We start from the raw sequence: 25,199 nt of genomic DNA on the forward strand, positions 1-25,199 counted from the left end.
GAGAGCCGAACAATGCCCGCAGCTACTGCCGCAAGCCCCTGGTACAAGCACCTCTGGCCCTGGATCATCATCGGGATCCTGACCTGTTCGGTGACATTGACCTTGTCCATGGTGACCATCGCGGTGAAGAACCCCGACAATCTGGTCAACGACAACTACTACGAGGCGGGTAAAGGCATCAACCGCTCCCTGGACCGCGAGTTACTGGCCCAGACCCTGCAACTGCGGGCCAAGGTGCATCTGGACGAACTGACCGGCGAAGTCGAAGTGCACCTGACCGGCAACAGCGGGCCCGGCACCCTGGAACTGAACCTGATTTCGCCGACCCAGCCGGAGAAGGACCGCAAGATCATCCTGACCCGCAGCGACAGCGAACCTGGCCGCTACATCGGCCAAGTGACCGACAAGGTCGAAGGCCGCCGCTTCGTCGAATTGCTGGGTGTGGAAGGCGACAGGACCTGGCGCATGTTTGAAGAAGAACAGGTCAGCCATGACAAGGACTTGCTGCTGGGTGACGAGCCGCTACAGGGTGCTGAAGACCTGAAAAAATAGAGCGGCACCTGTTTGATCGTTCCCACGTTCTGCGTGGGCATGCATTCCGTGACGCTCCGCGTCACAAGAGCGGACGCGGAGCGTCCAACGAAGCGTTCCCACGCAGAGCATGGGGACGATCATCGGAACTGAGCCATGACCACCCCAACCCCCTGCTACCACTGCGCCCTGCCCGTGCCGCCCGGCAGCCGGTTCACTGCGGTGATCCTCGGCGAGTCCCGCGAGCTGTGTTGCCCGGGCTGCCAGGCGGTGGCTGAGGCGATTGTCGCCGGTGGACTGGAAAGCTATTACCAGCACCGCAGCGAAGCCTCGGCCAACCCCGCGGCGCTGCCGGTGCAACTGGTGGACGAGCTGGAGCTGTATGACCGTGCGGATGTGCAAAAGCCCTTCGTGCGCCACGACGGTGATCTGTCGGAAGCCACCCTGTTGATGGAAGGCATCAGTTGCGCCGCCTGTGGCTGGCTGATCGAAAAACACCTGCGCAACCTGCCCGCCGTGGCCGAAGCGCGGCTGAACCTGTCCAACCACCGCCTGCACGTGCGTTGGGCGGATGGGCAACTGCCACTGAGCCAACTGCTCGGCGAGTTGCGCCATATCGGCTACGCCGCCCACCCGTACCAAGCTGATCGTGCCGCCGAACAACTGGCCAGCGAAAACCGCCTGGCGCTGCGTCAATTGGGCGTGGCCGGGCTGCTGTGGTTCCAGGCGATGATGGCGACGATGGCCACCTGGCCGGAATTCAATATCGACCTGAGCCCGGAGCTGCACGTAATCCTGCGCTGGGTCGCGATGTTTCTTACAACGCCCATCGTCTTCTACAGCTGCGCGCCGTTCTTCAAAGGTGCGATGCGCGACCTGCGTACCCGCCACCTGACCATGGATGTCTCGGTGTCGCTGGCAATCGGCGGTGCGTACCTGGCCGGGATCTGGACCGCGATCACCGGCACCGGCGAACTGTATTTCGATGCCGTCGGCATGTTTGCCCTGTTCCTGTTGGCCGGACGCTACCTGGAGCGCCGCGCCCGGGAACGTACGGCGGCGGCGACCGCGCAGTTGGTGAACCTGTTGCCGGCTTCGTGCCTGCGCATGAGTGCCGATGGGCAAAGTGAACGGATCCTGCTCAGCGAACTGGCCTTGGGCGACCGGGTGCTGGTGCATCCGGGCGCGGTGCTGCCGGCAGATGGCATCATCCTCGACGGCCAGTCGAGCATCGACGAATCCCTGCTGACCGGCGAGTACCTGCCGCAGCCGCGCCAGGTCGGCGATGCGGTGACCGCCGGCACCCTCAACGTCGAAGGCGCGCTGACCGTCGAAGTCCGCGCCCTGGGCCACGACACGCGCCTGTCGGCCATCGTGCGCCTGCTGGAACGGGCCCAGGCGGAAAAACCCCGGCTGGCGGAAATCGCCGACCGCGCCGCCCAATGGTTTCTGTTATGTTCGTTGATCGCCGCTGCTGTGATCGGTTTGGTGTGGTGGGAGCTGGATGCGTCACGGGCGTTCTGGATTGTCCTGGCGATGCTGGTTGCAACCTGCCCTTGTGCCCTGTCCCTGGCGACGCCAACCGCCCTGACGGCAGCCACCGGCACCCTGCACAAACTCGGCCTGCTGTTGACCCGGGGCCACGTGCTGGAAGGCCTGAACCAGATCGACACAGTGATTTTCGACAAGACCGGCACCCTCACCGAAGGCCGTCTGGCCTTGCGTGCCATCCGTCCGTTGAGCGTGCTGGGCAGCGATGAATGCCTGAGCCTTGCCGCCGCGCTGGAGCAACGCTCGGAACACCCGATTGCCCGCGCATTCGGCCGCGCCCCCCTGGCGGCAGATGAGGTGCTCAGCACACCGGGACTGGGGCTGGAAGGCACTGTTGGTAAACGCCGGTTGCGCATTGGCCAGCCGGGTTTTGTCTGCGAATTGAGCGGCTGCGCCCTTCCCGCCTCGCCAGCGGAAGCCGGGCAATGGTTACTGCTGGGGGACACCGACGGCGCCCTGGCCTGGTTTGTCCTGGATGATCGCCTGCGCAGCGACGCCCCCGCCTTGCTCGCCGCCTGCAAGGCCTGCGGCTGGCGCACCTTACTGCTATCGGGCGACAGCTCGCCAATGGTCGCCAGCGTCGCCCTTGAGCTGGGCATCGATGAGGCCCACGGCGGCCTGCGCCCTGACGACAAGCTGCAAATGCTGCAACAGTTGCACAAGGAAGGCCGCAGGGTGCTGATGCTGGGTGACGGCGTCAACGACGTGCCGGTGCTGGCCGCCGCCGATATCAGCGTGGCCATGGGTTCGGCCACCGACCTGGCCAAGACCAGTGCCGACGCGGTACTGCTGTCGAACCGCCTCGACGCCCTGGTACAAGCCTTTACCCTGGCCCGGCGCACTCGCCGGGTAATCATTGAAAACCTGCTGTGGGCCGGGCTGTACAATGGCCTGATGTTGCCGTTTGCCGCCCTCGGCTGGATCACCCCCATCTGGGCAGCGATCGGCATGTCCCTCAGTTCGTTGACCGTGGTGCTCAACGCCCTGCGCCTGACTCGCCTGCCGAGCACGCCAGCCGCGAGCGCCGCCCCCGTAACCCGTCCGCTGCCGGCTTGAGCCGCGCGGGCATGGAGTGCAGATGCCAGCTCTTTACGTGATGATCCCGGCGGCGCTGTTGATCGTGGCCATCGCCATTTACATCTTCTTCTGGGCGGTGGACAGCGGCCAGTATGACGACCTCGATGGCCCGGCCCACAGTGTGCTGTTCGACGACCAGGACCCGAATCACCTGGCCGCCGTCGACGAAGCCAACGGCCCTGAGCAACCGCCCAAGCCCAAAGACCCGCCCCATGCTTGAACTCGCGCCCCTGCTGGTCTCGGCGGTGATCCTCGGCCTGCTGGGCGGCGGCCATTGCCTGGGCATGTGCGGCGGCCTGATGGGCGCGCTGACCCTGGCGATTCCCAAGGAGCAACGCAGTCGGCGCTTTCGCCTGCTGTTGGCCTATAACCTGGGACGCATCCTCAGCTACGCCACCGCCGGCCTGTTGATCGGCTTGGCCGGCTGGGCCGTGGCCAACAGCCCGGCGGCGATGTTCATGCGCATCCTCGCCGGACTGTTGCTGATTTGCATGGGTTTGTACCTGGCCGGCTGGTGGAGCGGCCTGACCCGTATCGAAAGCCTCGGGCGCGGCCTGTGGCGGCATATCCAGCCGATCGCCAACCGTTTGCTGCCGGTGTCCAGCCTGCCCCGGGCGTTACTGCTGGGCGCGCTCTGGGGCTGGCTGCCGTGCGGGTTGGTCTACAGCACCCTGCTGTGGGCAGCCAGCCAGGGCAATGCGCTGGACAGTGCACTGCTGATGCTCGCCTTCGGCCTCGGCACCTGGCCGGTGCTGCTGGCCACGGGGTTAGCCGCTGATCGAGTAACAGCGTTATTGCGTAAACGTAGCGTGCGGATGACGGGAGGCCTGTTAGTCATCCTGTTCGGCATCTGGACCTTGCCCGGGCCGCACCAGCACTGGCTAATGGGCCATTAAAAGGCCATGTGGCATAGCGCCGCTCCCCGTTGATGCAAATCAAGATGGCCTCTGCACCCAGCCCCTAGACTCGGCCCACTAGCCTATCCGGGGGAACGCCCGCATGCTCGACGCCATTCGTTGGGACACTGATCTGATTCACCGCTACGACTTGGCGGGGCCGCGCTACACCTCGTACCCCACCGCCGTACAATTCGACAGCCAGGTCGGCACCTTCGACCTGCTCCACGCCCTGCGTGACAGTCGCAAGGCCACACGGCCATTGTCGCTGTATGTGCATGTGCCGTTCTGCGCGAATATTTGCTACTACTGCGCCTGCAACAAGGTCATCACCAAGGACCGTGGGCGGGCCCACGCCTATCTGCAACGCCTGGAGCAGGAAATCCAGCTGGTGGCCTGCCACCTCGACCCCAGGCAACCGGTGGAGCAGCTGCATTTCGGCGGCGGCACCCCGACCTTTCTCAGCCATGACGAGCTGCGTCAGGTCATGGGCCGGCTGCGCCAGCACTTCAACCTGCTGGACGATGACTCCGGCGACTACGGGATTGAAATCGACCCACGGGAAGCCGACTGGGCGACCATGGGCCTGCTGCGTGAGCTGGGGTTCAACCGCGTCAGTATTGGCGTGCAGGACCTGGACCCCGAAGTGCAGCGTGCGGTGAACCGCCTGCAAAGCCTGGAAGAAACCCGGGCAGTGATCGACGCAGCGCGCACCCTGCAGTTTCGTTCGATCAATATCGACCTGATCTACGGCCTGCCCAAGCAGACACCGCTGAATTTTGCGCGCACGGTGGAGGAAGTGATCAGCCTGCAACCGGACCGGCTCTCGGTGTTCAACTACGCACACCTGCCGGAACGTTTCATGCCCCAACGGCGGATCAACACCGCAGACCTGCCGACCCCGGCGGAAAAGCTGCTGATGCTGCAAACCACCATCGAGCAGTTGACCCAGGCCGGCTACCGTTACATCGGCATGGACCACTTCGCCCTGCCGGATGACGAACTGGCCATCGCCCAGGAGGAAGGCAGGCTGCAACGCAACTTCCAGGGCTACACCACCCATGGGCATTGCGACTTGATCGGGCTTGGGGTGTCGGCGATCAGCCAGATTGGCGACCTGTACTGCCAGAACAGCAGCGACCTGAACCACTACCAGAACGCCCTGGCCGGCGCGCAGCTGGCCACCAGTCGTGGGCTGTTGTGCACCACGGATGACCGGTTACGGCGGGAAGTGATTCAGCAGTTGATCTGCAATTTCAGCTTGGCATTCGAGAAAATCGAACAGGCCTTCAACATCGATTTTCGTGGTTACTTCGATGAGCTGTGGCCACAACTGGAGGCAATGGCCGAGGACGGGCTGATCGAACTCGACCCACTAGGCATCCGCGTATTGCCGGCTGGACGCCTGCTGGTGCGCTCGGTGTGCATGGTGTTCGATGCCTACCTCGAACACCAGAACCGGCAGCGCTTCTCCAGGGTTATCTGAGTGTTACTTCGCCATCAGGCTCATGGCTTCCATCTGAGCCTGAGGCGGCTCGTCTTTCAGGACTTTGGCCAATTGCGTCTGGGCTGTCATCAAGCCGGACTGGATGGTCGCCACGTCGCCCTGCAAACCGGCCACCTTGGCCTGGCGCGCCTCGGGGCTCAGGGAGGTGTCAGCCATGGCCGCAGAGAGTTCGGCCATCTTCTCGGCCAGCTGCTTTCTCAATTCGCGGATCATTTTCAACAGCTGCTTGGCGCTGTCGCTCAGGCTGCTTTCATCAATATCGCTATTGGAGGATTTCGCTGCCGAGGCCATGCCCATCCCCGCACCGGAAATGACCACCTTCACGCCCTCAGTGACCGTAGGCTCGGCAGCCTTGGTTTCCAGAGCCGGCGCCTTGGCAGCGGCTTCTTTTTCCTTGGCTGCATCAGCAGCCTTCCAAACGGCCACTGCGGACACGTTGATAAGCGGGTTTTGGACAGTGCTGACTGACATGATCTGAGCTCCAGCTCCTAGAGAGACATCTATGTATCGACGCCGATACATAAACCTTTATATCGCTGCTGCTTTTTTGTACACGCTGGCCTGATCGTCCCCCAGTGCGGTACCCTTACGTCTTATGTGTGTTTTCCCACAAGGATTTAAGAAATGTCCGAGCCAGTTAAACTGCGCGCTCATAGCCAGGCTCATTGCAAGGATTGCAGCCTGGCCCCCCTCTGCCTGCCACTTTCGTTGAATCTGGAAGACATGGAAGCGCTGGACGAGATCGTTAAACGCGGTCGCCCACTGAAAAAAGGCGAGTTTCTGTTTCGCCAGGGCGATAAGTTTGACTCCGTTTATGCAGTACGTTCTGGCGCGTTGAAAACCTTCAGCCTGAGCGATGGCGGTGAAGAGCAGATCACCGGCTTCCACCTGCCCAGCGAACTGGTGGGACTGTCGGGCATGGACACTGAGATTCATCCGGTATCGGCCCAGGCCCTGGAAACCACGTCAGTCTGTGAAATTCCGTTCGAGCGCCTGGATGAACTGGCCCTGCAGCTGCCGCAATTGCGTCGCCAGTTGATGCGCGTGATGAGCCGGGAAATCCGCGACGACCAGCAGATGATGCTGCTCTTGTCGAAGAAAACCGCCGACGAGCGGATCGCTACCTTCCTGGTCAACCTCTCCGCGCGTTTCCGTGCGCGGGGTTTCTCGGCCAATCAGTTCCGCCTGAGCATGTCGCGCAACGAAATCGGCAACTACCTGGGCCTCGCGGTGGAAACCGTGTCCCGGGTATTCACCCGCTTCCAGCAGAACGAGCTGATTGCCGCTGAAGGCAAGGAAGTGCATATCCTCGACCCGATCCAGCTCTGCGCCCTCGCCGGCGGTTCGCTCGACGGTTGATCCAGACGCTTGCGGCCGAGCCAATCGGCTGGGCCGCAGGTATACTTCGAGTCCGTTTTCCTCCCCAGGACTCCTCGACGATGGTCTTCGATTCGTTCGACATCAAATCCCTGATTCGCCCAGTCATCGACTTCCCCAAGCCTGGGGTGATCTTTCGTGATATCACGCCGCTGTTTCAGTCGCCCAAGGCTTTGCGCCTGGTGGCCGATACCTTTGTGCACCGCTACGTCGAAGCCGAGTTCACCCACATTGGCGCGATGGATGCCCGGGGCTTTTTGATCGGTTCGATCATTGCCTATCAGTTGAACAAACCGCTGATCCTGTTCCGCAAGCAAGGCAAATTGCCGGCTGACGTGCTGGCCGAGGGTTACCAGACCGAGTACGGCGAAGCCTTCCTGGAAGTGCACGCCGACAGCCTGTGTGAAGGTGATTCGGTGCTGATGTTCGATGACTTGATTGCCACCGGCGGCACGCTGATCGCGGCAGCCAACCTGGCCCGGCGCATGGGCGCACGGATTTTCGAAGCGGCGGCGATCATCGATCTGCCGGAGCTGGGTGGTTCCCAGCGCCTGGAAGACATGGGCATTCCTACCTTCTGCCTGACGCAGTTTGCGCTGACATACCAATAACCCGGGATTCGTGTGGCGAGGGAGCTTGTGTGGCAGGGAGCTCCCTCGCCACAAAAGCGCTTTCTACAGGCCCATCTGCTTGCTGATGATTTCGTTCATCACTTCCCGAGTCCCGCCACCGATGGACAGGATGCGGTTGTCGCGATACAGCCGCTCCACCAGGTTGCCGCGCATGTACCCCTGGCCGCCGAGAATCTGCACGGCATCGTAGGTCGCGCGGTCGGCGGTATCAGTGGCGAGGTTCTTGGCCATGGAAATCTCCTTGATTACACTCTTGCCCGCGGCCATCTTGGCGGCCTGGCGGTAGGTGAACTCCCGAGAGACTTCCACCGCCGTGGCCATTTCCGCCAAGCGATGCTTGAGCACCTGGAACTTGCCGATGGGTTTGCCGAACGCTTCTCGCTGGGTGGCCCATTTCAGGCTTTCTTCCAGGGCCATTTGCGCCGTCATGTTGGCCATCAAGGCGAGGGCCAGCCGCTCGCTCTGGAAGTTGCCCATGATGCAGGCGAAGCCCATGTTCTCGACGCCGATCAGATTGCCTACGGGTACGCGGCAATCATCGAAAAACAATTCGGCAGTGTCCGACGCCCACCAGCCCATTTTCTTCAGCGGTGTACCGGTGGTAAAACCAGGCGTGCCCTTTTCGATCAACAACAGGCTGATGCCGGCAAAGCCCGGCCCCCCGGTACGTACCGCGACGGTGTAGAAGTCGGCGCGCTGGCCGCTGGTGATAAAGGTTTTGCTGCCGCTGACCCGATAATGATCACCGTCGCGCACGGCACGGGTTTGCAGGCTGGCGACATCGGAGCCGCCTCCGGGCTCGGTGACCGCCAGGGCGGCGATCTTCTCGCCGGACAAAACCTGCGGCGCGACACGATCGCGCACTTAAGGCCGGGCCCATTTGACGATGGGTGGCAAGCCGATATCCAGTGAGCCCAACCCCGCCACCACACCGCCGGAGCCGCAGCGCATCAGCTCTTCGCTGGCCGCGACCTTGGCGAACAGATCACCTTCGTGGCTGCCGCCGAGGGCTTCGGGGTAACCGATCCCCAGGATCCCCGCCGCGCCGGCCTTGAGATACAGCTCCCGGGGGAAGCTCTCGGCCTCCTCCCACTGCTCGATGTCCGGCAACATCTCGCGCTCGACGAAACGGCGTACGCTGTCGCGGACCAATTGGTGGCTGGGGTCGAAGTATTCCTGATAGGTAGACATCGGCAAGCTCCACGGGAAGGTGGAGCGAACTTACCAAGCGCTTGCTTGGTTATCAAGGCACAAGGCAGAGCCTGACGAAGACTTAGATGAACAGTAAAGATCAAATGTGGGAGCTGGCTTGCCTGCGATAGCATCACCTCGGTTTAACTGAAAGACCGAGTTGTTTGCATCGCAGGCAAGCCAGCTCCCACATAAAGCCCAGCTCCCACATGTTGTCCTGCGGTGTTTGTTACAGAGCGATCGGCTTACGTCCGGCAAACGAATGCGCCAAGGTCCCGCCATCCACCAGTTCCAGCTCGCCACCCAACGGCACACCGTGGGCGATGCGCGAGGTGATCAGGCCTTTGTTGGTCAGCAACTGCGCGATGTAATGGGCCGTCGCTTCGCCTTCCACCGTAGGGTTGGTGGCCAAGATCACCTCGACGAAGGTGCCCTGCTCCTCGATCCGCGTCACCAGTTGCGGAATACCGATAGCTTCCGGCCCCAGGCCGTCCAGCGGCGACAGATGGCCCTTGAGCACAAAGTAGCGCCCGCGGTAACCGGTCTGCTCCACCGCGTACACGTCCATCGGCCCTTCCACTACGCACAGCAGCGTGTCGTCGCGACGCGGGTCGGCGCATTGCGGGCAGAGTTCTTCCTCGGTCAGGGTGCGGCACTGGCGGCAGTGGCCTACCCCTTCCATGGCCTGGCTCAAGGCCTGGGCCAGTCGGGAGCCACCGCTGCGATCACGCTCCAGCAGTTGCAGCGCCATGCGCTGGGCGGTTTTCTGACCCACGCCTGGCAAAGTGCGCAGGGCGTCGATCAGTTGACGAATCAGGGGGCTGAAGCTCATGGGGAAAGGTCCGACAAAACAACGAGACGCGGTTTATACCCGCGCCCCGGATTAGCGTCAAATGCTCAATCTTGTGCGACGTGCACCACCAACTTGCCGAAGTTGCGCCCCTCCAGCAAACCGATAAAGGCTTCTGGTGCCTGCTCCAGGCCTTCCACCACGTCTTCGCGGAACTTGATCTTGCCATCCCGCACCCACGGCGCCATGGCGCTGAGGAATTCCGGCTGACGGTCGCCGTAGTCGTCGAACACGATAAAGCCCTGAATGCGCACACGCTTGGTCAGCAGGGTGCGCTGCAGCGCCGGCAGCCGGTCGGGGCCGCTGGGCGCTTCGTGGGCGTTGTAGCCGGCGATCAGGCCACACAACGGGATTCGGGCCTTGGCATTCAGCAACGGCACCACCGCGTCGAACACCTTGCCACCAACGTTTTCAAAGTAGATGTCGATGCCCTCGGGACACGCCTGGGCAAGTTCCTCGGCAAAGTTGTCGCTCTTGTGATCGACACAGGCATCAAAGCCCAGCTCGTCCACCACATAGCGGCACTTCTCGGCACCACCCGCCACACCGACCACCCGCAGGCCCTTGATCTTTGCCACCTGGCCGACCACCGAGCCCACCGCGCCGGAAGCCGCCGCCACTACCAGGGTTTCCCCGGACTTGGGTTGGCCGATATCCATAAGGCCCATGTAAGCGGTCATGCCGGGCATACCCAGCACACCCAAGGCCATGGACGGACTGGCGAGGCCCTTGGGCACCGGCACCAGGTTGCGGCCATCGGAGATGCTGTGGCTCTGCCAGCCGGTGGAACCGACCACCAGGTCACCCACTTCGAACTTGGGGTTGCGGGACTGTTCGATACGGCTGACAGCGCCACCGGTCATCACCTCGTCGATTTCCACCGGCGCGGCGTAGGACGGCGCATCACTCATGCGCCCGCGCATGTAGGGATCCAGCGACAGGTAAAGGGTTTTCAGCAGGACCTGGCCGTCGGCCAGTTCCGGCAGCGCGACGCGCTCCAGGCGAAAGTTTTCCGGCACCGGTGCGCCGTGGGGGCGTGAGACCAGCACGATGCGCTGGTTGAGGGTCAATGCTTCGGTCATCAGCGAGGCTCCTTCTATCGGTGATTGAATTCAACGGTATAGGGTGCAGACCCCAACACAGGGCCCAGGGTTCGACAAAACTCTCGCAGTAGCAGTTGTCGAGCGCCAGCGAGGCTACGTTAGCCGCACCGCTGCGTTCATGCCAGGCGTGGGACCGAGTCGCTGCCGACGCAGCCTCGCTGGCGCTCGACAGCTGCTACGAGTATGGAAAATAGACGGCCAAAAAAATGCCAGGCACGGGGCCTGGCATTTTCGGTGCTGCGCTTGCCGATCAGAACGGCAGCTTCATACCCGGTGGCAGTTGCATGCCAGCGGTCACGCCGGACATTTTGTCCTGGCTGTTGGCCTCGATCTTGCGCACGGCGTCGTTGACGGCCGCGGCAAACAGCGCTTCGAGCATTTCCAGGTCGTCTTCGCCCACACCTGGCAATACGCTTGGGTCGATGCTCACGCGCTTGATGTCGTGACGACCGGTCATCACCACACTGACCATATCGCCACCGGCTTTACCGGTGACTTCGGCGTTGGCCAGTTCTTCCTGCATCTTGGCCATTTTTTCCTGCATCTGCTGTGCCTGCTTCATCAGGCCGGCCATGCCACCTTTCATCATGGGAATCACCTCAAAAGTACGTGGATCAATTATTGGCCCCGGCTTATGACGCCTGAACCGGGGCTTCTACAGGTTCAATAGTATCGTGCCGCACCACCGCACCAAACTGCTCCATCATCTGCTGGATGAGCGGATCACCGTGGATCGACTCTTCAGCCTCGCGCTGGCGGTTGACCCGGCGGCGGGACGCCGCCTGGGCCGGGGTTTCCTGCTCGGGCTTGATCAGCTCGATGCTGATAGTCAGTGTGCGCCCGTGGAACTGGTTCAGGGCATCGTTGAGCCGGCGTTGCTGGGTCGCGTTGAACAGGGCGCTGTGGGCCGGGTCCAGGTGCAACAACCAATGGTCGCCATCCACGGCAATCAGTGTGCAGTTGGCGGCGATGCTGCCGGTCATGCCGGAGATCGGCAGTTTCGGGAACAGCTCCAGCCATTGCAACGCCAGGCCGGTGGCCGGCATCGCGGCGGGTTCAGGTTCCGGCTCCGGGGCAGGCTCGGCGGTGTGTTCGCTGGCCAGGTCGTCCAGGTAGCTGTAGGCCGAATCCATGTCTGGCTCGATATAGTCTTCGTCCAGCGGCGGCTCGTCGTCGAGGTCGGTGCCCGGGGTGGCGGCGTCCACTTGCGCGACGGTCGGCTCCGGCACCGGGGCCGAAACCCACTCGGGGGCGTCCGGCACTACGCTGTCCGGGGTCGGCGCGGGCATGGGTGTCAGTTCAGGCTGCTCGCTGGTGGTTTCCAGCACCGGCTCGACGGCAGGCTGCAGCTCGACCTCGGCTTCTACCGGGTCATTCCACGGCAGGTCGACTTCAGGCACGGGCGCAGGCTCGACCACCGGCTCAGGCACGACCACAGGCGCCACCGGCTCAGCGACAACCGGGGCTGGCGCGGGAGCAACAGCCGCAGGCGGCGCAACCACTGGCGCGGCGACAGCCGGGCCAGCCACTGGTTTGGCGGAATCAACTGTGGCCTGGCTGATCCCCACTGGCTTTAGCGGCTGTCTCGGTGCATCCGCCGTGTCGGCGGGCCTGAAGGCCAGCATTCGCAGCAGGACCATTTCGAAGCCGCCGCGCGGGTCAGGTGCCAGCGGCAAGTCACGCCGGCCAATCAGGCCCATCTGGTAGTAGAACTGCACGTCTTCGGCCGGCAACGCCTGGGCCAGGGCCAACACGCGGTCGCGGTCGCCGTGGCCGTTGTCGACACCTTCAGGCAGGGCCTGGGCGATGGCGACGCGGTGCAACACATTAAGGATTTCCGAGAGCACGCCATTCCAGTCCGGGCCTTGCTCGGACAGATGGCGCACGGCCTCGAGCAACGCCTTGGCGTCGCCTTCGATCAGCGCGTGCAGCACATCGAACACTTGGCCGTGGTCGAGAGTGCCGAGCATCGCCCGCACGTCGGCGGCCATGACCTTGCCTTCACCAAAGGCGATGGCCTGGTCGGTGAGGCTCATGGCGTCGCGCATCGAGCCGTCGGCGGCGCGGCCCAGCAACCACAGGGCGTCGTCTTCGAACGGTACGTTCTCGACGCCCAGCACGTGGGTCAAATGCTCGACCACACGCTCCGGGGTCATGTTTTTCAGGGAGAACTGCAGGCACCGCGACAGAATCGTTGCAGGAAGTTTCTGCGGGTCGGTGGTGGCCAGGATGAATTTGACGTAGGGCGGCGGCTCTTCCAGGGTTTTCAACAGGGCGTTGAAGGAGTGGCTGGACAGCATGTGCACTTCGTCGATCAGGTAGACCTTGAAGCGGCCACGGCTCGGTGCGTACTGCACGTTATCGAGCAACTCGCGGGTGTCTTCGACCTTGGTGCGGCTCGCGGCGTCGATCTCGATCAGGTCGACAAAGCGCCCTTCGTCGATTTCCCGGCACACCGAGCAGGTACCGCACGGCGTCGAGGTGATGCCGGTTTCACAGTTCAGGCACTTGGCGATGATGCGGGCAATGGTGGTCTTGCCCACACCGCGGGTACCGGTGAACAGGTAGGCGTGGTGCAGCCGTTGGCTGTCCAAGGCATTGATCAGAGCCTTGAGCACATGGGTCTGGCCGACCATTTCGCGGAACGAGCGCGGACGCCATTTACGTGCAAGAACCTGATAACTCATCGAAAACCGTCGCAACTGGGAAGCGGAAGCGGGTAATGCTAGCGGAGCAAGGGGGAAATTGCATCCGGCACGCTCGTCTAATCTGACTAAGCTGGTCTAACCAAGCCTGTAGAAGGCTGAACCCGGAGAGTTTATGCGCGCAGTCCTGGGCGCCTTGTGGATGATTGCCACGGTCAGCCTGGCGGCACCCGCACCTCTGCGTTTCTCCATTTCCGACAGCTGGACCATGCCCATGGTGCAACTCGACCAGGGCCAGCCGACCCAAGGGATTTTGTATGACCTGATGTTGAGCCTGGCCACCCAGGTCGGCCGCCCTGCGAAATTCCATGTGCTGCCCCGTGCGCGCATCGATACCGCCATGGAACGCGGGGATGTGGATGTGCGCTGCTACGTGACGCCGGCGTGGCTGAACAACCTGTCCGGTGATTACACCTGGAGCATTCCACTGCTGGTGCAACGCAATGTGTTGGTCACCGCGCACGTGCCGCCGCTATCAGTGGCGCTGGACAGCCTGGCCCCGCAACATATCGGCACGGTACTCGGCTATAGCTACCCGACCCTGGAGGCACGCTTCGCCAGCGGCCAGTTCAGCCGCGAAGACAGCCGCAGTGAAGAGCAGGTGCTGCAAAAGCTGGTGGCCGGACGCTTCAAGTATGCGGTGATCAACGAATGGATCCTCGACCGCTTCAACCAGCAATTACCGCCCACAGAGCGCCTGCACACGGTGGCCGTGATCGAGCAACAAAGCCTGGGGTGCTATGTGCGTAACGACCCGCAGGTGCCGGGGCAGCAGATCCTGCGCACATTGCTGCGGATGAAGATGTCCGGGGAGATTGATGAAATCATCCAGTTGTATATCGGGAACAGCGCACCCTCCCCTTAAGATCGCCTGATTTACCTTGCGGCGAGGGAGCTTGCTCCCTCGCCACAGTAAACATCACTCAAGCTTTTGCCACTGCGCCGGCGGCCTGAACCCCTCCACCCAACCAGGGACCTCCCCCGCCGGCATCGGCCGGGCGATGAAATAGCCCTGGGCCACTTCGCAGCCCATGCGCATCAATAGCTGCCCGTGCTCCAGGGTTTCCAGGCCTTCGGCAATCACTTCGCGGCCAAACGCACGGGCCAGGCCGATCACCGCCTTGGTCAACGCCAGGTCATCCTTGTCGTGCAGGATGTCCCGCACAAACGACTTGTCGATCTTGATGGTCTGGGTCGGCAGGCGCTTGAGGTAACTCAGGGAGGAATAGCCAGTGCCAAAGTCATCAAGGGAGAACTGCACGCCCAGAGCCTGGCACGCTTCCAGGTGCTGGGTGACGCGCTGGATATTGTCGATGGCCACCGACTCGGCAATTTCCAGGTCCAGCCGGTGCGGCTCCACCTCGGGCCATTGCTCCAGCAACTCTTGCAGCCGCTCAACAAAATCCTCCCGCTGGAAATGCCGTGCCGCGATATTCACGCTCACCGACCACCCGTGCCCATGGGCCTGCCAGTGATGCATTTGCGCCAACACCTGGGCGATCACCCATTCCCCGATGTCGACAATCAGGTCGGTCTGCTCGATCAGCGGCAGGAAATCCCCCGGCGCCACCAACCCGCGCTCGGGGTGCTGCCAGCGCAATAACGCTTCGAACCCCACCACCGTGCCGCAGCGCAGATTGACCTTGGGCTGGTAATGCAGGCACAACTGGCCCGCCGCCAACGCCTGGCGAATCTGCTGCACGGTCTGGTGGCTGGCCTTCACCTCCTGCTCCAGGGACACATCAAACAACTGGTAACGGTTGCGCCCGCTCTGCTTGGCCACATACATCGCCTGGTCGGCATGGCGCAGCAGGGTGTCGGCGTCCTCGTCATCCAGGGGAAACAGCGTGACGCCGATGCTGGCGAAAACGTTCAGTTCGGCCCCCTGGATCGAGTACGGCTCGGAGATCGCCTTGAGAATGCGCAGCAAGGCGGCGTTCAGCTCGTCGATGTCACGCACGTAACGCAGGATCAGGACAAATTCGTCACCGGCCAGCCGGGCGACCACGTCCTCGCCGCGAATGATCTCCCGCAAGCGCGTGGCCACTTCCACCAACAACAAATCACCGCAGGCATGCCCGTAACCATCGTTGACCGCCTTGAAACCGTCCAGGTCGAGCATGCACAGCGCCAGCGGGATGTCTTCGCTGCGGGAGAATTCCAGGGACTGGTTAAGTAATTCGGACAGATAGGCACGGTTCGGCAAGCCGGTCAGCACGTCGTGGCCGACCCGCCATTGCAGGGTGTGCAACAACTGGCGCTTTTCGCTGACATCAAAGCGGATCGACACGTACTTCTGCACCCGCCCGGTCTTCTCATCGATCAGCGGCACCATGGTGCTGTCTACCCAATACAGGGTTCCGTCCTTGGCCCGGTTGCAGATTTCCCCACGCCACACCCGGCCTTCGCTGATGGCTTGCCACATGCCCTGGAAGAACCCCACAGGGTGCAGTCCCGAGCTAAGAATGCGATGGTTTTGCCCCAGCAACTCGTCACGCCCGTAGCCGGACATGCCGCAGAACTGGTCATTGACGTAAGTGATGCGGCCCGCCAGGTCTGTCTCGGAGAAAATGGCGGCTGCATCCACGGCCCTGCGGTATTTCTCGTCCATGAGTCAGGCTCACTGTGGCTAGCGGTTGAACCGCTCGACCAGGGCGCGCAACCCGGAAGAGATGCTTTCGAGTTCCCTGCCACGGGTGACTGCAGCGTTGGCATTGCCCGCTGTCTTTTGCACCGTGGCGGCGACGTTATTGATCTGTTGTGAAACTTCCTCGGCGACGTGGGATTGTTCCTGGGAGGCAGCAGCCATTTGCTGACTCATGTTGGTAATACGTTCCACCGCATGGCGAATGCCCTGCAACGCCTGCTGGGCCTCAAGCACCTGCTGCACGCCCTGCTCGGCTTCGTGAATGCCCAGGCTCGCGATCTCGACCGCCTCATCGGCGCCGGCCCGCAGGTTCTGGATAATGCCCTGGATCTGCTGGGTCGACTCGCGGGTCTTGCCCGCCAGTGCACGCACCTCGTCGGCCACCACGGCAAAGCCGCGGCCCTGCTCACCGGCGCGTGCCGCTTCAATGGCCGCGTTTAGGGCCAGCAGGTTGGTCTGGTCGGCGATCGCCTGGATCATACTCGCGGCCACCTGGATTTGCTGGGTCTGCCCGGCCAGGTTACCCACCGCCTGGTTGATCTGGGTGACGGTGCCGGCCAGCAACTGGATCGCCTCACGGGACGTGCCCGCCACCTGGCTGCCTTGCTCGGCGAGGGTGTTGGCGGTGTGGGCTTCACTGGCGGTTTGTTGAACGTGCACCGCCACTTCGGCGATGGACGCGGCCATTTCGGTCATGGCGGCGGCAGTCATGTCGGTCTCGGCGCGTTGCTCCAGCAGCGCCGATTCGGTGGTGCTCGACAGCACGCTGGAGTGGGCAGCGGCTTCGGCCATCTGGTTGGCCAGGTCGCTGAGGCGCGTCAGGGCGGTTTTAAGCCGCGCTTCTTCGCTGATCAGGATCATTTCCAGCTGCGCGGTCGGCCCCAGCGCATCGCTGTAGGTCATGGCGCTGATGGGGTCGGAAAAGGTATTGGGCGTGTTCTGCACAATCCGCTTGAGCTGTAGTCCCAAGCGTTGATGGGCCCAGATACCTACACCGAGAAACAGGCCAACGGTCACCGCCTGCCCCCACACACCCGGAAGCCATTGAAAGGCGGCGACACTGGCTGCTGCGGCCACCAATGGCAAAGCCAAGGCCTGAGCCATGGACGCCAGGCGCCGCACTGGCGCGACCGCCGCACCACCAGCCTGCAAACGTGCGTACAGCGCTTCGGCGCGCCGTACCTGTTCGCGGGTGGGCTTGACCCGCACCGACTCGTAGCCCGTCAGCCGCCCGTCTTCGAGAATCGGCGTCACATAGGCACTGACCCAATAGTAGTTGCCGTTCTTGCAGCGGTTCTTCACCACGCCCATCCAGCTCTGCCCGGCCTTGAGGTAGCTCCACATCAGTTGGAAAACGGCAGGCGGCATGTCCGGGTGGCGCACCAGGTTGTGGGTGCTGCCGATCAGCTCGGCCTGGGTAAAGCCGCTCATGGCGGCAAACTCGGCGTTGCAGTAGGTAATGTGGCTGTTGACGTCAGTCGCGGAAATTAGCCGTTGCTGCTCCCCAAAAGTCTGTTCAACAGCAGTGACCGGCAAATTGAGACGCACGTTAAAGCTCCATGGACAGCATTCGATCGCCCTCTCGACCACCGGGTAGGCAGGACAGGCGGATTCGTATTTCCAGTCGGGCTGCGCCGTCGATCGGCTGGTTGGCCGCAAACGGGCGCAAACCCACGATTTTGCACAGCAATTCATCATCCATTCAGTGATGATCAACTAGGCTTGAATTCGGGTATCCGGCACGTGAGGCGCAATGAAGCGTGGCACTGACGAGCGACATTTCAGTCTCTGCCAAGCGTCCGTTTTATGGGCACATTTATGAGAGTAAGGAGAGAGCAATGATTTCCTGTTTCATAAACCTGCCTTCTGAAACGAGACCACCAAATACTTGTCCTAGATGCCGATTCTACGAATTACATCACATTTTGCAAGAAAAGGTGATGGTACATGCGGTTGTCTAATTTTAAGATTTATCGTTAAGTTCTTGATTCTAAATGGGAATTGAGCGATGCACATTTCAAGTTTGGGTCCAGCCATCAGACGTTACCGCAAGGTCGCAGGGCTTACTCAGGCTGAACTAGGTGAAAAAACCGGTTTTGACCCTAAAACCATCAGCCGCTTCGAAACCGGCACCTATACACCCAGCGTCGAGGCTCTGTTCTTGTTTGCAGAGGCGCTGGGAGTGAAGCTGAAAGTCTTTTTCGCAGACCTGGTCGACGAGGAGGAACAGCGCGCTTATCTGTTCGGTGTCATTCATAAAGCCACCCCGAAGGATCTGGGAAAGCTGATCGCAGCGGTAGACCAGGCCTTGTCCAAGCCTTAGAGCTCGCAACACACGTGCACGCAACAAAAAGAGCAGACAGCGAGACTGTCTGCTCTTTGCTTGATGACTCCTGACATGAACTGACAGGACAGCCCCTTAGACTAGGGACTGAGCCGCGCCATTGCCGCGCAATATCAGGGATATCATCATGAATAGCATTGCCCATTACTTTTTGTTGTACGTCGACAGCCCGGCCACCAGTGCCAACCTCTACAGCCGTTTGCTGGACAAGCCCCCGGTGGAACTGGGGCCGACGTTCGCGCTGTTCATTCTCGACAACGGGGTGAAACTCGGCCTGTGGTCGCGCCACACCGTGGAGCCTGCGGCCCAAGCCACGGTCGGCGGTAGCGAGGTGGGTTTCTGCGTCGCGGATATCGCAGCGGTCGACGAGCTGCACACGCGCTGGGTGCAACTCGGGATGAGCATCATCCAGTCACCGGTCGAGGCGGACTTCGGCTACACCTTTGTCGCCCAGGACCCCGACGGTCACCGCTTGCGGGTGTTCACCGTGAACCCGTGACGGCTTGCGGCGCCAGCGTCCTTCCAGGCTGATGGCGCCGACACTGGCCAGCACGATCAGGCCACCCAGCACGACCCGCATCGAAACCTGCTCGCCCAGCAGCGTGGCAGCCATCACCATTGCCACCGGCGGCACCAGGTACAACGCCACTGAAGCGCGGCTGACCTCGACATGCCGCAACACATAGGCCCAGGCCAGGTAGGCCATGGCGCTGGGGAACACGCCGAGCAACAACACCGCCCAATTGGCCTGGGTTGATGATTGCGCCACCACCGCCGGCAAACCCGGCAAATAGACACACAGCAGCAAGGTGCCCGACCACACCGTGTAGCACACCGTGGTCAGCGGGCTGTAGCGCCGGGAATAGTGTTTCTGGAGGGTGAAGTAAAGGCTCCATGACAGCGCCGCCACCAGGATCATCAAGCCACGGGGATCAATCTTGCCGAGGCCATGCTCGCCCCAGATCACTACCAGCACCCCGCTCAAACCCAGCAACACGCAACCCCAGCGCCAGCCGGTCACCCGCTCCTTCAAGCCGAAAAACGCCACCAGCACCGTAAACAGCGGGACGGACTGCGCCAGCACACTGGACGCGGAAGCCGTGACAAATTGCTGGCCGAAATTGATGGTGAGGTGGTGCAGGAAAATCCCGAAGAACCCCAGCACCAGCAGCCACGGCAGGTCCCGCAGCCGTGGGCGCTCGATCTTCGCCGTCAGCGCGACTCCAGCCATCAACACCGAAGCAATCAGAAACCGCCCCAAGGCCAATTGGCCCGGACTGTAACTGTGCAAGGCCATGTGCACACCAATCGGCGAATACGCCCAACAGAGGATGACGCTGGCAGTGACTAGCGTAAGCTTTACGGGTGACGGGGCATTCATGAACGGCGTCCAGCAGTGGGAATGCCGTCAGTCTTGGCCCCGGCAAGGCGCAGGACAATTAACCGTTTCTGACTTCTGTAATCACTGGAACTGAGCGATGGAACTGGCCCAACTGAAAATGGTGAAAGCCGTGGCGCAAACCGGCAGCGTGGCCCAGGCCGCCCTGCAACTGCACTGCGTGCCGTCCAACATCACCACGCGCATCAAGCAACTGGAAAGCGAGTTGGGTACCCCGCTGTTCATTCGTGCCGGGCGCGGGTTGGCGATCAGTGCCGCCGGCGAAGTGTTTCTCGACTACTGCGAGCGCATCCTGGCGCTGGTGGAAGAGTCCAAGCGCGCCGTCGACAGCAACGCGATTCCCCGCGGCAAGCTGCGCATCGGCGCAGTGGAATCCAGTGCCAGTGGCCGCCTGCCGCCGTTGTTGGCTGAATACCATCGGCGCTATCCACAGGTGGAATTGGAACTGGTGACCGGCGCCTGGGCGCAGTTACTCGATGACTTGCAACATCACCGCATCGATGCGGCGCTGGTGGCCGCCGGCGGCAAACGCCCGAAGCTCGAACAAAGCGTGGTCTACAGCGAGCGCCTGGTGCTGATCACCAGCGCCTCCAGCGCGCCCATTGAGGACGCGCGCGACTTGGCCGGCCGCACCTTGCTGGTCTGGCCGCCCGGCTGCCCGTACCGCGCCGCCTTGGAAAACTGGCTCAAGCCCCACGACATCAAGCCCGCCATCGCCAGCTACGCCAGCTGGGGCACGATCATTGGCTGCGTCAGCGCGGGGATTGGCGTGGCACTGGCGCCAGAAGGCATCCTGGCGCGCTACGAGCAGGCCAACCAATTAACGTCCTACCGCTTCGACGAATTGGCTGCGGTGGATAACCTGCTGTTCTGGCACAAAGACACCCAACGCCACCTGGCGCGGGATGCCTTTGCGGGGCTGCTGCGGGAGACATTCGGCTAACCCGTTGCAACATGTTTCAGTTATCCTCCCGCGAAATTAATTCAAATTGTAAGGGACTACCATGAATTACTTCCGCCTGTTGCTGGCGGCGGCCGCCCTGAGCCTGCCTGTCGCCCCCGCCATTGCTGCCGCCAAGGCGGCCCCCGTTGAAGCCGCTGCACCCGCCGAAGCGCCCGAAACCGCCGAGCACTTTCTGGGCTCTCTCAAACAGAAGACCGGCACCGTCACCCTGCCCGGCGGCATTGCAACTCTCAAGCTGAACGACGAGTTCTACTACCTCGACCCCACAGACACCGAGCGCCTGCTGACCGATGGCTGGGGCAACCCACCGGGCTTCAAGACCTTGGGCATGATCGTGCCGAAATCCGTCAGCCCGCTGACGGAGCGCGGTTGGGGGGTGATCGTCAGCTACAAGGCCGACGGGCACATTTCTGACGAAGACGCCGCGAAAATCGACTACACCGAACTGCTCAAGCAAATGCAGGAAGAAGACGTCGAAGACAACAAGGAGCGCCAGAAACAAGGGTACGCCGGCCTGCACCTGCTGGGCTGGGCCGAGCCACCGCACTACGACGACACCACCCACAAGATGTACTGGGCCCGAGAGCTGAAAGCCGACGACGCCAAGCAGACCACCCTCAACTACAGCATCCGCGTGCTGGGCCGTGAAGGCGTGCTGGAACTCAACGCCGTCGCCGCCATGGCCGACCTGGCCACCATCAAGCAGGAGTTGCCCAAGGTTCTGGCCTTTACCAACTTCACCGATGGCAACCTGTACACCGACTTCAACCCGAAGACCGACAAACTCGCGACCTACGGCCTTGCCGCACTGGTTGCCGGCGGGATCGCGGCCAAGGCCGGGCTGTTCGCCAAGATCGGCATCTTCCTGCTGGCGGCGAAGAAATTCCTGGTGGTGGGCGTCGTCGCGCTGTTTGCCGTTATCCGCAAGCTGTTCAACCGTAACAAGGCCTGAGTTGCGGGCGTAAAAAAGCCGCGGCGTGCCTGGCACACCGCGGCGCGAGGAACAGCTTCAGCCTTTAGGGGCCAGCCTGGCGTACTGGTCCTGGCTGATCCAGCCCTTGGAAGAGCGGCCTTCGCCATTGATGTACTCGACCTGGGCCCAGCCATCCTTGAAGGCCAGCACCGCGACCACATCGTCCTTGACCACGTAGGCACGGTGACTGGCCTTGGCGTCCGGGGTCTTCTGCAGGAAAGCCTTGTCGGCCGAAACGGTCACCAGGCCAATCCACTTCTTGGCAGCCGTCTGGGTCAGGTCCAGGCCGGTGGCTATTTCCGGCATCAGCACGCTGATGCAGCCGGGATGTTCGCGACCCTTCTCCACCGTCAACGTCACGCCGTCCGAGGAAGCCGCAACGGTTCCCGGATAGGCCGCATCCAGCCACGTGGACACCGACGCCTTCGCGCCGTCGACCTTGCCCTGCAGGAAGAACGTACACGTGCGAGTCACGCCCTCGCCCATCTCCTCAGCATAAAAACCTTCTACCTGATGCTCAGGCGTCACGGCCAGCATCAGCCCTTCGTACTTGCCAGAATGCAACGTAGCGGCAAAGGCCGGCGATCCCGCCGCAACACACACGAAAGAGGCAACCAACAATCGGGACAGGCAACGTTTGAACGGCATTCTATTTTTTCCCTTCAAGTGCTTCGTAGGCTTTTTTGATTCGATGGTCATAATCGCCATAATCCTTGCCGTTATAGTTCAGCGCCATGGCGGCGTAATCCTTGTTCTTCATGGCCTTGACCAAAGCAGGACTCTGGCTGCAAAAACCGAGGAAGGCCTTGAGTTGATGCCCGGCGTTTATCTTCATGGCCACGACAAACTCAAACACCGTTTTATAACCACATGCCGTGAAGTTGGAGCCCATTATCTGAAACATACCCCAGGAGGCCGACTTCAAGGCCGCTTCCTGATCCAGCGCAAAGGCCGTGGCCATGGTTTCCCAGGCTTTGGTCTGGTCCTTGTTGTTGGCCTTCCACTGGGGGCCGGCTTTTTGCACGTAGGGGTACGACAACAGCGGGTGGGTCTGATCGTATTTCTGGTGGGTGTACTTGCGAAAGTGATGCCCTTCAAAAGCGATCACCGGCAACTTGGCCGGCCCGAACCCGGAGCGCCCGCCCGACTCCACCGTGGCAAACGCCTTGATGATATTGACCGAAATTCCGCTGCCTAACTGTGTGGCGGCGTTCTGGAAGTCGGTGTCCGTCAGCGTCGTACCGCCGTCGCACGTGGCCTGGAGCATCATCTGCCGGTTGCGCCGCTCGGCCTCGATCATCGCCCGCATGCGGTCAAGGTAATGGTTGACCGTCGCCTGGACCATATCGGAACTGGTGTTGCCGAACACATTCAGGAAGGTCGGAATGCGCAGGGCCGGATTCGACTTGACCGGCACCTTCACCGCCTCTTCGATCAGGCTATTGAAGGTACGCCCGGTGGGGTCGATCACCCCATCGGGATGGGCGTACTTGAGATAGCGGAACTGATACTGGCTGATGCACTGCACCAACTGGCCGTCGCACTTGCCGTTTTCGGCCAAGGGGAAACCCAACTTGGGAGTGATCAAGTTGAACAAATACTGGATGCACTGAACGTCGGCGGGCAAGTTGCGGGCTTTGCCGGGGGCACCGACGGAAGCGCTGATAAGCGTGGGCAACCCTTGCAGGCTTTTCATGACCGACATCCTTGTTAGTTGAGGTGAATGAGCCATAAAGCGCCATCACTTTAATATCATCCATGTGCCATCGACATATTTTGAAATATGTGACTGGCGCAAACTAGCAAGGTGGTTTTGGGTTGTCCAGAGTGGAAGCTTGAAGTTGTGAAAGAGCCCTCACAGTCTTTTGCCGGTAACGATTGCTTTCGGGCTTGTGAGCACTGTGCTGAAGGACGAACAGCAGAAATCGCTTCGCAGATGACGATTGTCAGCGAAGGGCTTCATAAAAGTATTTTTTTGAATCAAGGAGGTGGCGTTATGGAGGCAACCCCACCAGCCACACCCCGGCACACAATGTTCCCGCTGTGGCTGCTGCCTTCCGGCTCTGACCAGGTTCACGGGTAATCGTTGCGGGGGGACCGATGGGATCACCATAACGACGCTCGCCTCTCGGCAAGCGGGGCCATTGTACCGATCTCATCGGAAGTTACAACCGTTCCTGCGGGATTAAAATATGAAGGGCTTCAAGCACTTGCCTACTGGGCCTGCAACACCTCGTCCGCCCTGCCGCCCTCTTGCTGGATCACCAGGTGAATGAAGTGCAGCTTGGCAATCACCGCCGGCGGCAGGACGAACGGATAGAAATCCGGCTGGCCCATGCTGCGGGACAGTTCGTTGAGCATGCCGGCCAGTTCGATCCATGCGTTGACGAATGACAAGAACGCCGTGCCACCGGGATGTTCAGGGTCATAGAGGGTGCTCAGGGGGAACGGCTGGTAATCCAGGTCCATCTCCCGAGCACTCATGCCGAATCCCAGCGCGGTGTCGACGGCGTCCATCATGTGCAGGTAATGCGCCCAGGTTTCCGCCCAGTCTTCCCACGGGTGCATGGTGGCGTAGGCACTGACGCAGGTTTGCTGCCAGTCCGGGCGCGGGCCGTTCTGGTAGTGCTGGTCGAGGGCATCAGCGTAGCTGGCGCGGTCGTCGCCGAACAGCGTGCGGAACGGTTCCAGCCAGTGGCTGTTGGCGATCAGGCGGTCCCAGTAGTAGTGGCCGACCTCATGACGAAAATGGCCGAGCAAGGTGCGGTAAGGCTCGCGCATCTGCACACGGATTTTTTCCCGGTGGGCGTCGTCGGCTTCTTTGATATCAAGGGTGACCAGGCCATTGGCGTGGCCGGTGGTGGGCGCGTTGCCTTCCAGGTCGATGCCGACGAAATCGAAGGCCAGGCCAGTGTCTTCATCGACGGTCTTGGGAATGACCTGCAAGCCCAGGCTGATGAGTTGCGCCACCAGGCGGCGCTTGGCGGTCTCGACCTTGCGCCAGCGTTCGGGGTTTTCAGGGATCGACAGATCAGGAATGGTGCGATTCAGGCTGCAGGCCACGCACAAGGTCTGGCCATTGTCGGCGGGCAGCAACCAGTTGCAGGCGGCCGGCGTGTCGAGGTTGGCGCAGCGGCGAAAGGCACCGGCTTGAGGGTCGGCGTCCAGCAGCCAGGTATCGGCGTACGGGCCGGGCTGCAGGGATGACAGGCGACTCTGCTCGGGCTGGTAGCCCAGCAGCGCCGAACAGGCCAGGCACTGGCTGTTGCGAAAGAACAGGGACTGCCCACAGCGACACTGCCAGACCTTGCTGTTGCGCGAGGTCTCGGCCATGAACGGTGCGGCAATACGCGAACTGAGTTGCTCGAAGAAGCGGTACATGGCGATCTCTCCCGGAAGCTTGCCAATACTAGAGCATTGCCCGGGAGAGATCGTTCCCACGCTCTGCGTGG

At 61.7% G+C, this 25,199-nt stretch carries 22 protein-coding genes, 1 other RNA gene and 3 pseudogenes; 12 read left to right on the forward strand and 14 right to left on the reverse strand.

All coding sequences use genetic code 11. The features are described 5' to 3' along the window. Positions 1–12: 12 nt before the first annotated feature. The 5 genes from BLU46_RS07690 (at position 13) to hemN (ending at position 5,541) form a co-directional block, all read left to right on the forward strand. Positions 13–552 carry a FixH family protein gene (locus BLU46_RS07690; protein ID WP_017477180.1) on the forward strand — a complete coding sequence of 180 codons (540 nt, stop codon included), beginning with the start codon at positions 13–15 and terminating at the stop codon, positions 550–552. A 135-nt stretch (positions 553–687) separates the two neighbouring features. Then, a complete protein-coding gene (locus BLU46_RS07695) occupies positions 688–3,138 on the forward strand; it encodes a heavy metal translocating P-type ATPase (RefSeq protein WP_093200364.1) in 2,451 nt (816 codons plus the stop codon). A gap of 22 nt (positions 3,139–3,160) precedes the next feature. After that, positions 3,161–3,379, forward strand: a complete 219-nt coding sequence (ccoS, locus tag BLU46_RS07700) for a cbb3-type cytochrome oxidase assembly protein CcoS (protein ID WP_003219033.1) — start codon at positions 3,161–3,163, stop codon at positions 3,377–3,379. Continuing rightward, the gene (locus BLU46_RS07705; protein ID WP_093200367.1) at positions 3,372–4,055 is read left to right on the forward strand and encodes a sulfite exporter TauE/SafE family protein; all 684 of its coding nucleotides are present in this window, start codon (positions 3,372–3,374) and stop codon (positions 4,053–4,055) included. Before ccoS ends, BLU46_RS07705 begins: the two co-directional genes overlap by 8 nt. 103 nt (positions 4,056–4,158) lie before the next feature. Then, positions 4,159–5,541: an oxygen-independent coproporphyrinogen III oxidase gene (hemN, locus tag BLU46_RS07710; protein ID WP_093200370.1), complete on the forward strand. Its 1,383-nt coding sequence runs from the start codon at positions 4,159–4,161 to the stop codon at positions 5,539–5,541. A 3-nt stretch (positions 5,542–5,544) separates the two neighbouring features. On the opposite strand, the gene BLU46_RS07715 is transcribed toward hemN, so the two are convergent. Then, entirely contained in the window at positions 5,545–6,033 is a 489-nt protein-coding gene (locus BLU46_RS07715) for a hypothetical protein (protein ID WP_093200373.1), read from the reverse strand. A 153-nt stretch (positions 6,034–6,186) separates the two neighbouring features. On the opposite strand from BLU46_RS07715, the gene fnr reads away from it, so the two are divergent. Then, positions 6,187–6,921, forward strand: a complete 735-nt coding sequence (fnr, locus tag BLU46_RS07720; protein WP_003219044.1) for a fumarate/nitrate reduction transcriptional regulator Fnr — start codon at positions 6,187–6,189, stop codon at positions 6,919–6,921. An 80-nt stretch (positions 6,922–7,001) separates the two neighbouring features. After that, on the forward strand, positions 7,002–7,550 hold the full coding sequence (locus tag BLU46_RS07725; protein ID WP_093200376.1) for an adenine phosphoribosyltransferase: 549 nt from the start codon (positions 7,002–7,004) through the stop codon (positions 7,548–7,550). A gap of 63 nt (positions 7,551–7,613) precedes the next feature. Here BLU46_RS07725 and BLU46_RS07730 read toward each other — a convergent pair. The 5 genes and pseudogenes from BLU46_RS07730 to dnaX all read right to left on the reverse strand — a co-directional run bounded on the left by BLU46_RS07730 (position 7,614) and on the right by dnaX (position 13,402). Next, positions 7,614–8,762 (reverse strand): annotated as a pseudogene (locus BLU46_RS07730) (acyl-CoA dehydrogenase family protein). 229 nt (positions 8,763–8,991) lie between these two features. Next, a complete protein-coding gene (recR, locus tag BLU46_RS07740) occupies positions 8,992–9,594 on the reverse strand; it encodes a recombination mediator RecR (protein ID WP_003219049.1) in 603 nt (200 codons plus the stop codon). A 65-nt stretch (positions 9,595–9,659) separates the two neighbouring features. Continuing rightward, entirely contained in the window at positions 9,660–10,694 is a 1,035-nt protein-coding gene (locus tag BLU46_RS07745; protein WP_063032300.1) for an NADP-dependent oxidoreductase, read from the reverse strand. Between the two features lie 271 nt (positions 10,695–10,965). Next, complete coding sequence (locus BLU46_RS07750; protein ID WP_003193199.1) at positions 10,966–11,304, reverse strand: YbaB/EbfC family nucleoid-associated protein; 339 nt, start codon at positions 11,302–11,304, stop codon at positions 10,966–10,968. Positions 11,305–11,347: 43 nt separating this feature from the next. After that, positions 11,348–13,402 carry a DNA polymerase III subunit gamma/tau gene (dnaX, locus tag BLU46_RS07755; RefSeq protein ID WP_093200382.1) on the reverse strand — a complete coding sequence of 685 codons (2,055 nt, stop codon included), beginning with the start codon at positions 13,400–13,402 and terminating at the stop codon, positions 11,348–11,350. A 133-nt stretch (positions 13,403–13,535) separates the two neighbouring features. Between dnaX and BLU46_RS07760 the strand changes: the two genes are divergently transcribed. Further along, a complete protein-coding gene (locus tag BLU46_RS07760) occupies positions 13,536–14,285 on the forward strand; it encodes a substrate-binding periplasmic protein (RefSeq protein WP_093200385.1) in 750 nt (249 codons plus the stop codon). A 54-nt stretch (positions 14,286–14,339) separates the two neighbouring features. On the opposite strand, the gene BLU46_RS07765 is transcribed toward BLU46_RS07760, so the two are convergent. The 3 genes and pseudogenes from BLU46_RS07765 to BLU46_RS33490 form a co-directional block, all read right to left on the reverse strand. Further along, on the reverse strand, positions 14,340–16,031 hold the full coding sequence (locus BLU46_RS07765) for a putative bifunctional diguanylate cyclase/phosphodiesterase (protein ID WP_063032306.1): 1,692 nt from the start codon (positions 16,029–16,031) through the stop codon (positions 14,340–14,342). Between the two features lie 18 nt (positions 16,032–16,049). Continuing rightward, a pseudogene (locus tag BLU46_RS33485) lies at positions 16,050–16,541 on the reverse strand (methyl-accepting chemotaxis protein); the annotation flags it as partial. A 747-nt stretch (positions 16,542–17,288) separates the two neighbouring features. Continuing rightward, a pseudogene (locus BLU46_RS33490) lies at positions 17,289–17,765 on the reverse strand (PAS domain-containing protein); the annotation flags it as partial. Positions 17,766–18,075: 310 nt separating this feature from the next. On the opposite strand from BLU46_RS33490, the gene BLU46_RS07775 reads away from it, so the two are divergent. Together BLU46_RS07775 and BLU46_RS07780 are read left to right on the forward strand one after the other, a co-directional pair. After that, a complete protein-coding gene (locus BLU46_RS07775) occupies positions 18,076–18,390 on the forward strand; it encodes a helix-turn-helix domain-containing protein (protein ID WP_003219061.1) in 315 nt (104 codons plus the stop codon). Positions 18,391–18,538: 148 nt separating this feature from the next. Further along, entirely contained in the window at positions 18,539–18,910 is a 372-nt protein-coding gene (locus tag BLU46_RS07780) for a VOC family protein (RefSeq protein WP_081253206.1), read from the forward strand. Here BLU46_RS07780 and BLU46_RS07785 read toward each other — a convergent pair. After that, positions 18,824–19,792: a DMT family transporter gene (locus BLU46_RS07785; RefSeq protein WP_093200392.1), complete on the reverse strand. Its 969-nt coding sequence runs from the start codon at positions 19,790–19,792 to the stop codon at positions 18,824–18,826. The two genes, BLU46_RS07780 and BLU46_RS07785, sit on opposite strands and share 87 nt — an antisense overlap. Positions 19,793–19,889: 97 nt before the next feature. On the opposite strand from BLU46_RS07785, the gene BLU46_RS07790 reads away from it, so the two are divergent. Both BLU46_RS07790 and BLU46_RS07795 read left to right on the forward strand, forming a co-directional pair. Further along, positions 19,890–20,753 carry a LysR family transcriptional regulator gene (locus BLU46_RS07790; RefSeq protein WP_003219067.1) on the forward strand — a complete coding sequence of 288 codons (864 nt, stop codon included), beginning with the start codon at positions 19,890–19,892 and terminating at the stop codon, positions 20,751–20,753. Between the two features lie 61 nt (positions 20,754–20,814). Continuing rightward, the gene (locus BLU46_RS07795) at positions 20,815–21,726 is read left to right on the forward strand and encodes a DUF2167 domain-containing protein (RefSeq protein WP_093200395.1); all 912 of its coding nucleotides are present in this window, start codon (positions 20,815–20,817) and stop codon (positions 21,724–21,726) included. 57 nt (positions 21,727–21,783) lie between these two features. Here the strand turns inward: BLU46_RS07795 and BLU46_RS07800 are convergent, their stop codons facing one another. The 4 genes from BLU46_RS07800 to BLU46_RS07815 all read right to left on the reverse strand — a co-directional run bounded on the left by BLU46_RS07800 (position 21,784) and on the right by BLU46_RS07815 (position 25,128). Beyond that, complete coding sequence (locus BLU46_RS07800) at positions 21,784–22,395, reverse strand: SH3 domain-containing protein (protein ID WP_093200399.1); 612 nt, start codon at positions 22,393–22,395, stop codon at positions 21,784–21,786. A 1-nt stretch (position 22,396) separates the two neighbouring features. Beyond that, positions 22,397–23,443: an N-acetylmuramidase family protein gene (locus BLU46_RS07805; RefSeq protein WP_063032315.1), complete on the reverse strand. Its 1,047-nt coding sequence runs from the start codon at positions 23,441–23,443 to the stop codon at positions 22,397–22,399. A 310-nt stretch (positions 23,444–23,753) separates the two neighbouring features. Further along, an RNA gene (gene ffs, locus BLU46_RS07810) (signal recognition particle sRNA small type) lies at positions 23,754–23,850 on the reverse strand. Between the two features lie 111 nt (positions 23,851–23,961). Then, on the reverse strand, positions 23,962–25,128 hold the full coding sequence (locus tag BLU46_RS07815; protein ID WP_093200402.1) for a zinc-binding metallopeptidase family protein: 1,167 nt from the start codon (positions 25,126–25,128) through the stop codon (positions 23,962–23,964). Between the last annotated feature and the right edge of the window lie 71 nt (positions 25,129–25,199).

Origin of the sequence: Pseudomonas yamanorum (genome assembly GCF_900105735.1) — a bacterium.
Classification (GTDB): Bacteria; Pseudomonadota; Gammaproteobacteria; order Pseudomonadales; family Pseudomonadaceae; genus Aquipseudomonas; species Aquipseudomonas yamanorum.

Excerpts from the sequence above, each read along its gene's own strand:
- BLU46_RS07780 (WP_081253206.1), top strand. The coding sequence starts at position 18,539 with ATGAATAGCATTGCCCATTACTTTTTGTTGTACGTCGACAGCCCGGCC.
- hemN (WP_093200370.1), top strand. The coding sequence starts at position 4,159 with ATGCTCGACGCCATTCGTTGGGACACTGATCTGATTCACCGCTACGAC.
- recR (WP_003219049.1), bottom strand. The coding sequence starts at position 9,594 with ATGAGCTTCAGCCCCCTGATTCGTCAACTGATCGACGCCCTGCGCACT.
- BLU46_RS07775 (WP_003219061.1), top strand. The coding sequence starts at position 18,076 with ATGCACATTTCAAGTTTGGGTCCAGCCATCAGACGTTACCGCAAGGTC.
- BLU46_RS07785 (WP_093200392.1), bottom strand. The coding sequence starts at position 19,792 with ATGAATGCCCCGTCACCCGTAAAGCTTACGCTAGTCACTGCCAGCGTC.
- BLU46_RS07760 (WP_093200385.1), top strand. The coding sequence starts at position 13,536 with ATGCGCGCAGTCCTGGGCGCCTTGTGGATGATTGCCACGGTCAGCCTG.
- BLU46_RS07805 (WP_063032315.1), bottom strand. The coding sequence starts at position 23,443 with ATGAAAAGCCTGCAAGGGTTGCCCACGCTTATCAGCGCTTCCGTCGGT.
- BLU46_RS07765 (WP_063032306.1), bottom strand. The coding sequence starts at position 16,031 with ATGGACGAGAAATACCGCAGGGCCGTGGATGCAGCCGCCATTTTCTCC.
- dnaX (WP_093200382.1), bottom strand. The coding sequence starts at position 13,402 with ATGAGTTATCAGGTTCTTGCACGTAAATGGCGTCCGCGCTCGTTCCGC.
- BLU46_RS07705 (WP_093200367.1), top strand. The coding sequence starts at position 3,372 with ATGCTTGAACTCGCGCCCCTGCTGGTCTCGGCGGTGATCCTCGGCCTG.
- BLU46_RS07795 (WP_093200395.1), top strand. The coding sequence starts at position 20,815 with ATGAATTACTTCCGCCTGTTGCTGGCGGCGGCCGCCCTGAGCCTGCCT.
- BLU46_RS07725 (WP_093200376.1), top strand. The coding sequence starts at position 7,002 with ATGGTCTTCGATTCGTTCGACATCAAATCCCTGATTCGCCCAGTCATC.
- BLU46_RS07790 (WP_003219067.1), top strand. The coding sequence starts at position 19,890 with ATGGAACTGGCCCAACTGAAAATGGTGAAAGCCGTGGCGCAAACCGGC.
- BLU46_RS07815 (WP_093200402.1), bottom strand. The coding sequence starts at position 25,128 with ATGTACCGCTTCTTCGAGCAACTCAGTTCGCGTATTGCCGCACCGTTC.
- BLU46_RS07750 (WP_003193199.1), bottom strand. The coding sequence starts at position 11,304 with ATGATGAAAGGTGGCATGGCCGGCCTGATGAAGCAGGCACAGCAGATG.
- BLU46_RS07695 (WP_093200364.1), top strand. The coding sequence starts at position 688 with ATGACCACCCCAACCCCCTGCTACCACTGCGCCCTGCCCGTGCCGCCC.
- BLU46_RS07800 (WP_093200399.1), bottom strand. The coding sequence starts at position 22,395 with ATGCCGTTCAAACGTTGCCTGTCCCGATTGTTGGTTGCCTCTTTCGTG.
- fnr (WP_003219044.1), top strand. The coding sequence starts at position 6,187 with ATGTCCGAGCCAGTTAAACTGCGCGCTCATAGCCAGGCTCATTGCAAG.
- BLU46_RS07690 (WP_017477180.1), top strand. The coding sequence starts at position 13 with ATGCCCGCAGCTACTGCCGCAAGCCCCTGGTACAAGCACCTCTGGCCC.
- BLU46_RS07715 (WP_093200373.1), bottom strand. The coding sequence starts at position 6,033 with ATGTCAGTCAGCACTGTCCAAAACCCGCTTATCAACGTGTCCGCAGTG.
- BLU46_RS07745 (WP_063032300.1), bottom strand. The coding sequence starts at position 10,694 with ATGACCGAAGCATTGACCCTCAACCAGCGCATCGTGCTGGTCTCACGC.
- ccoS (WP_003219033.1), top strand. The coding sequence starts at position 3,161 with ATGCCAGCTCTTTACGTGATGATCCCGGCGGCGCTGTTGATCGTGGCC.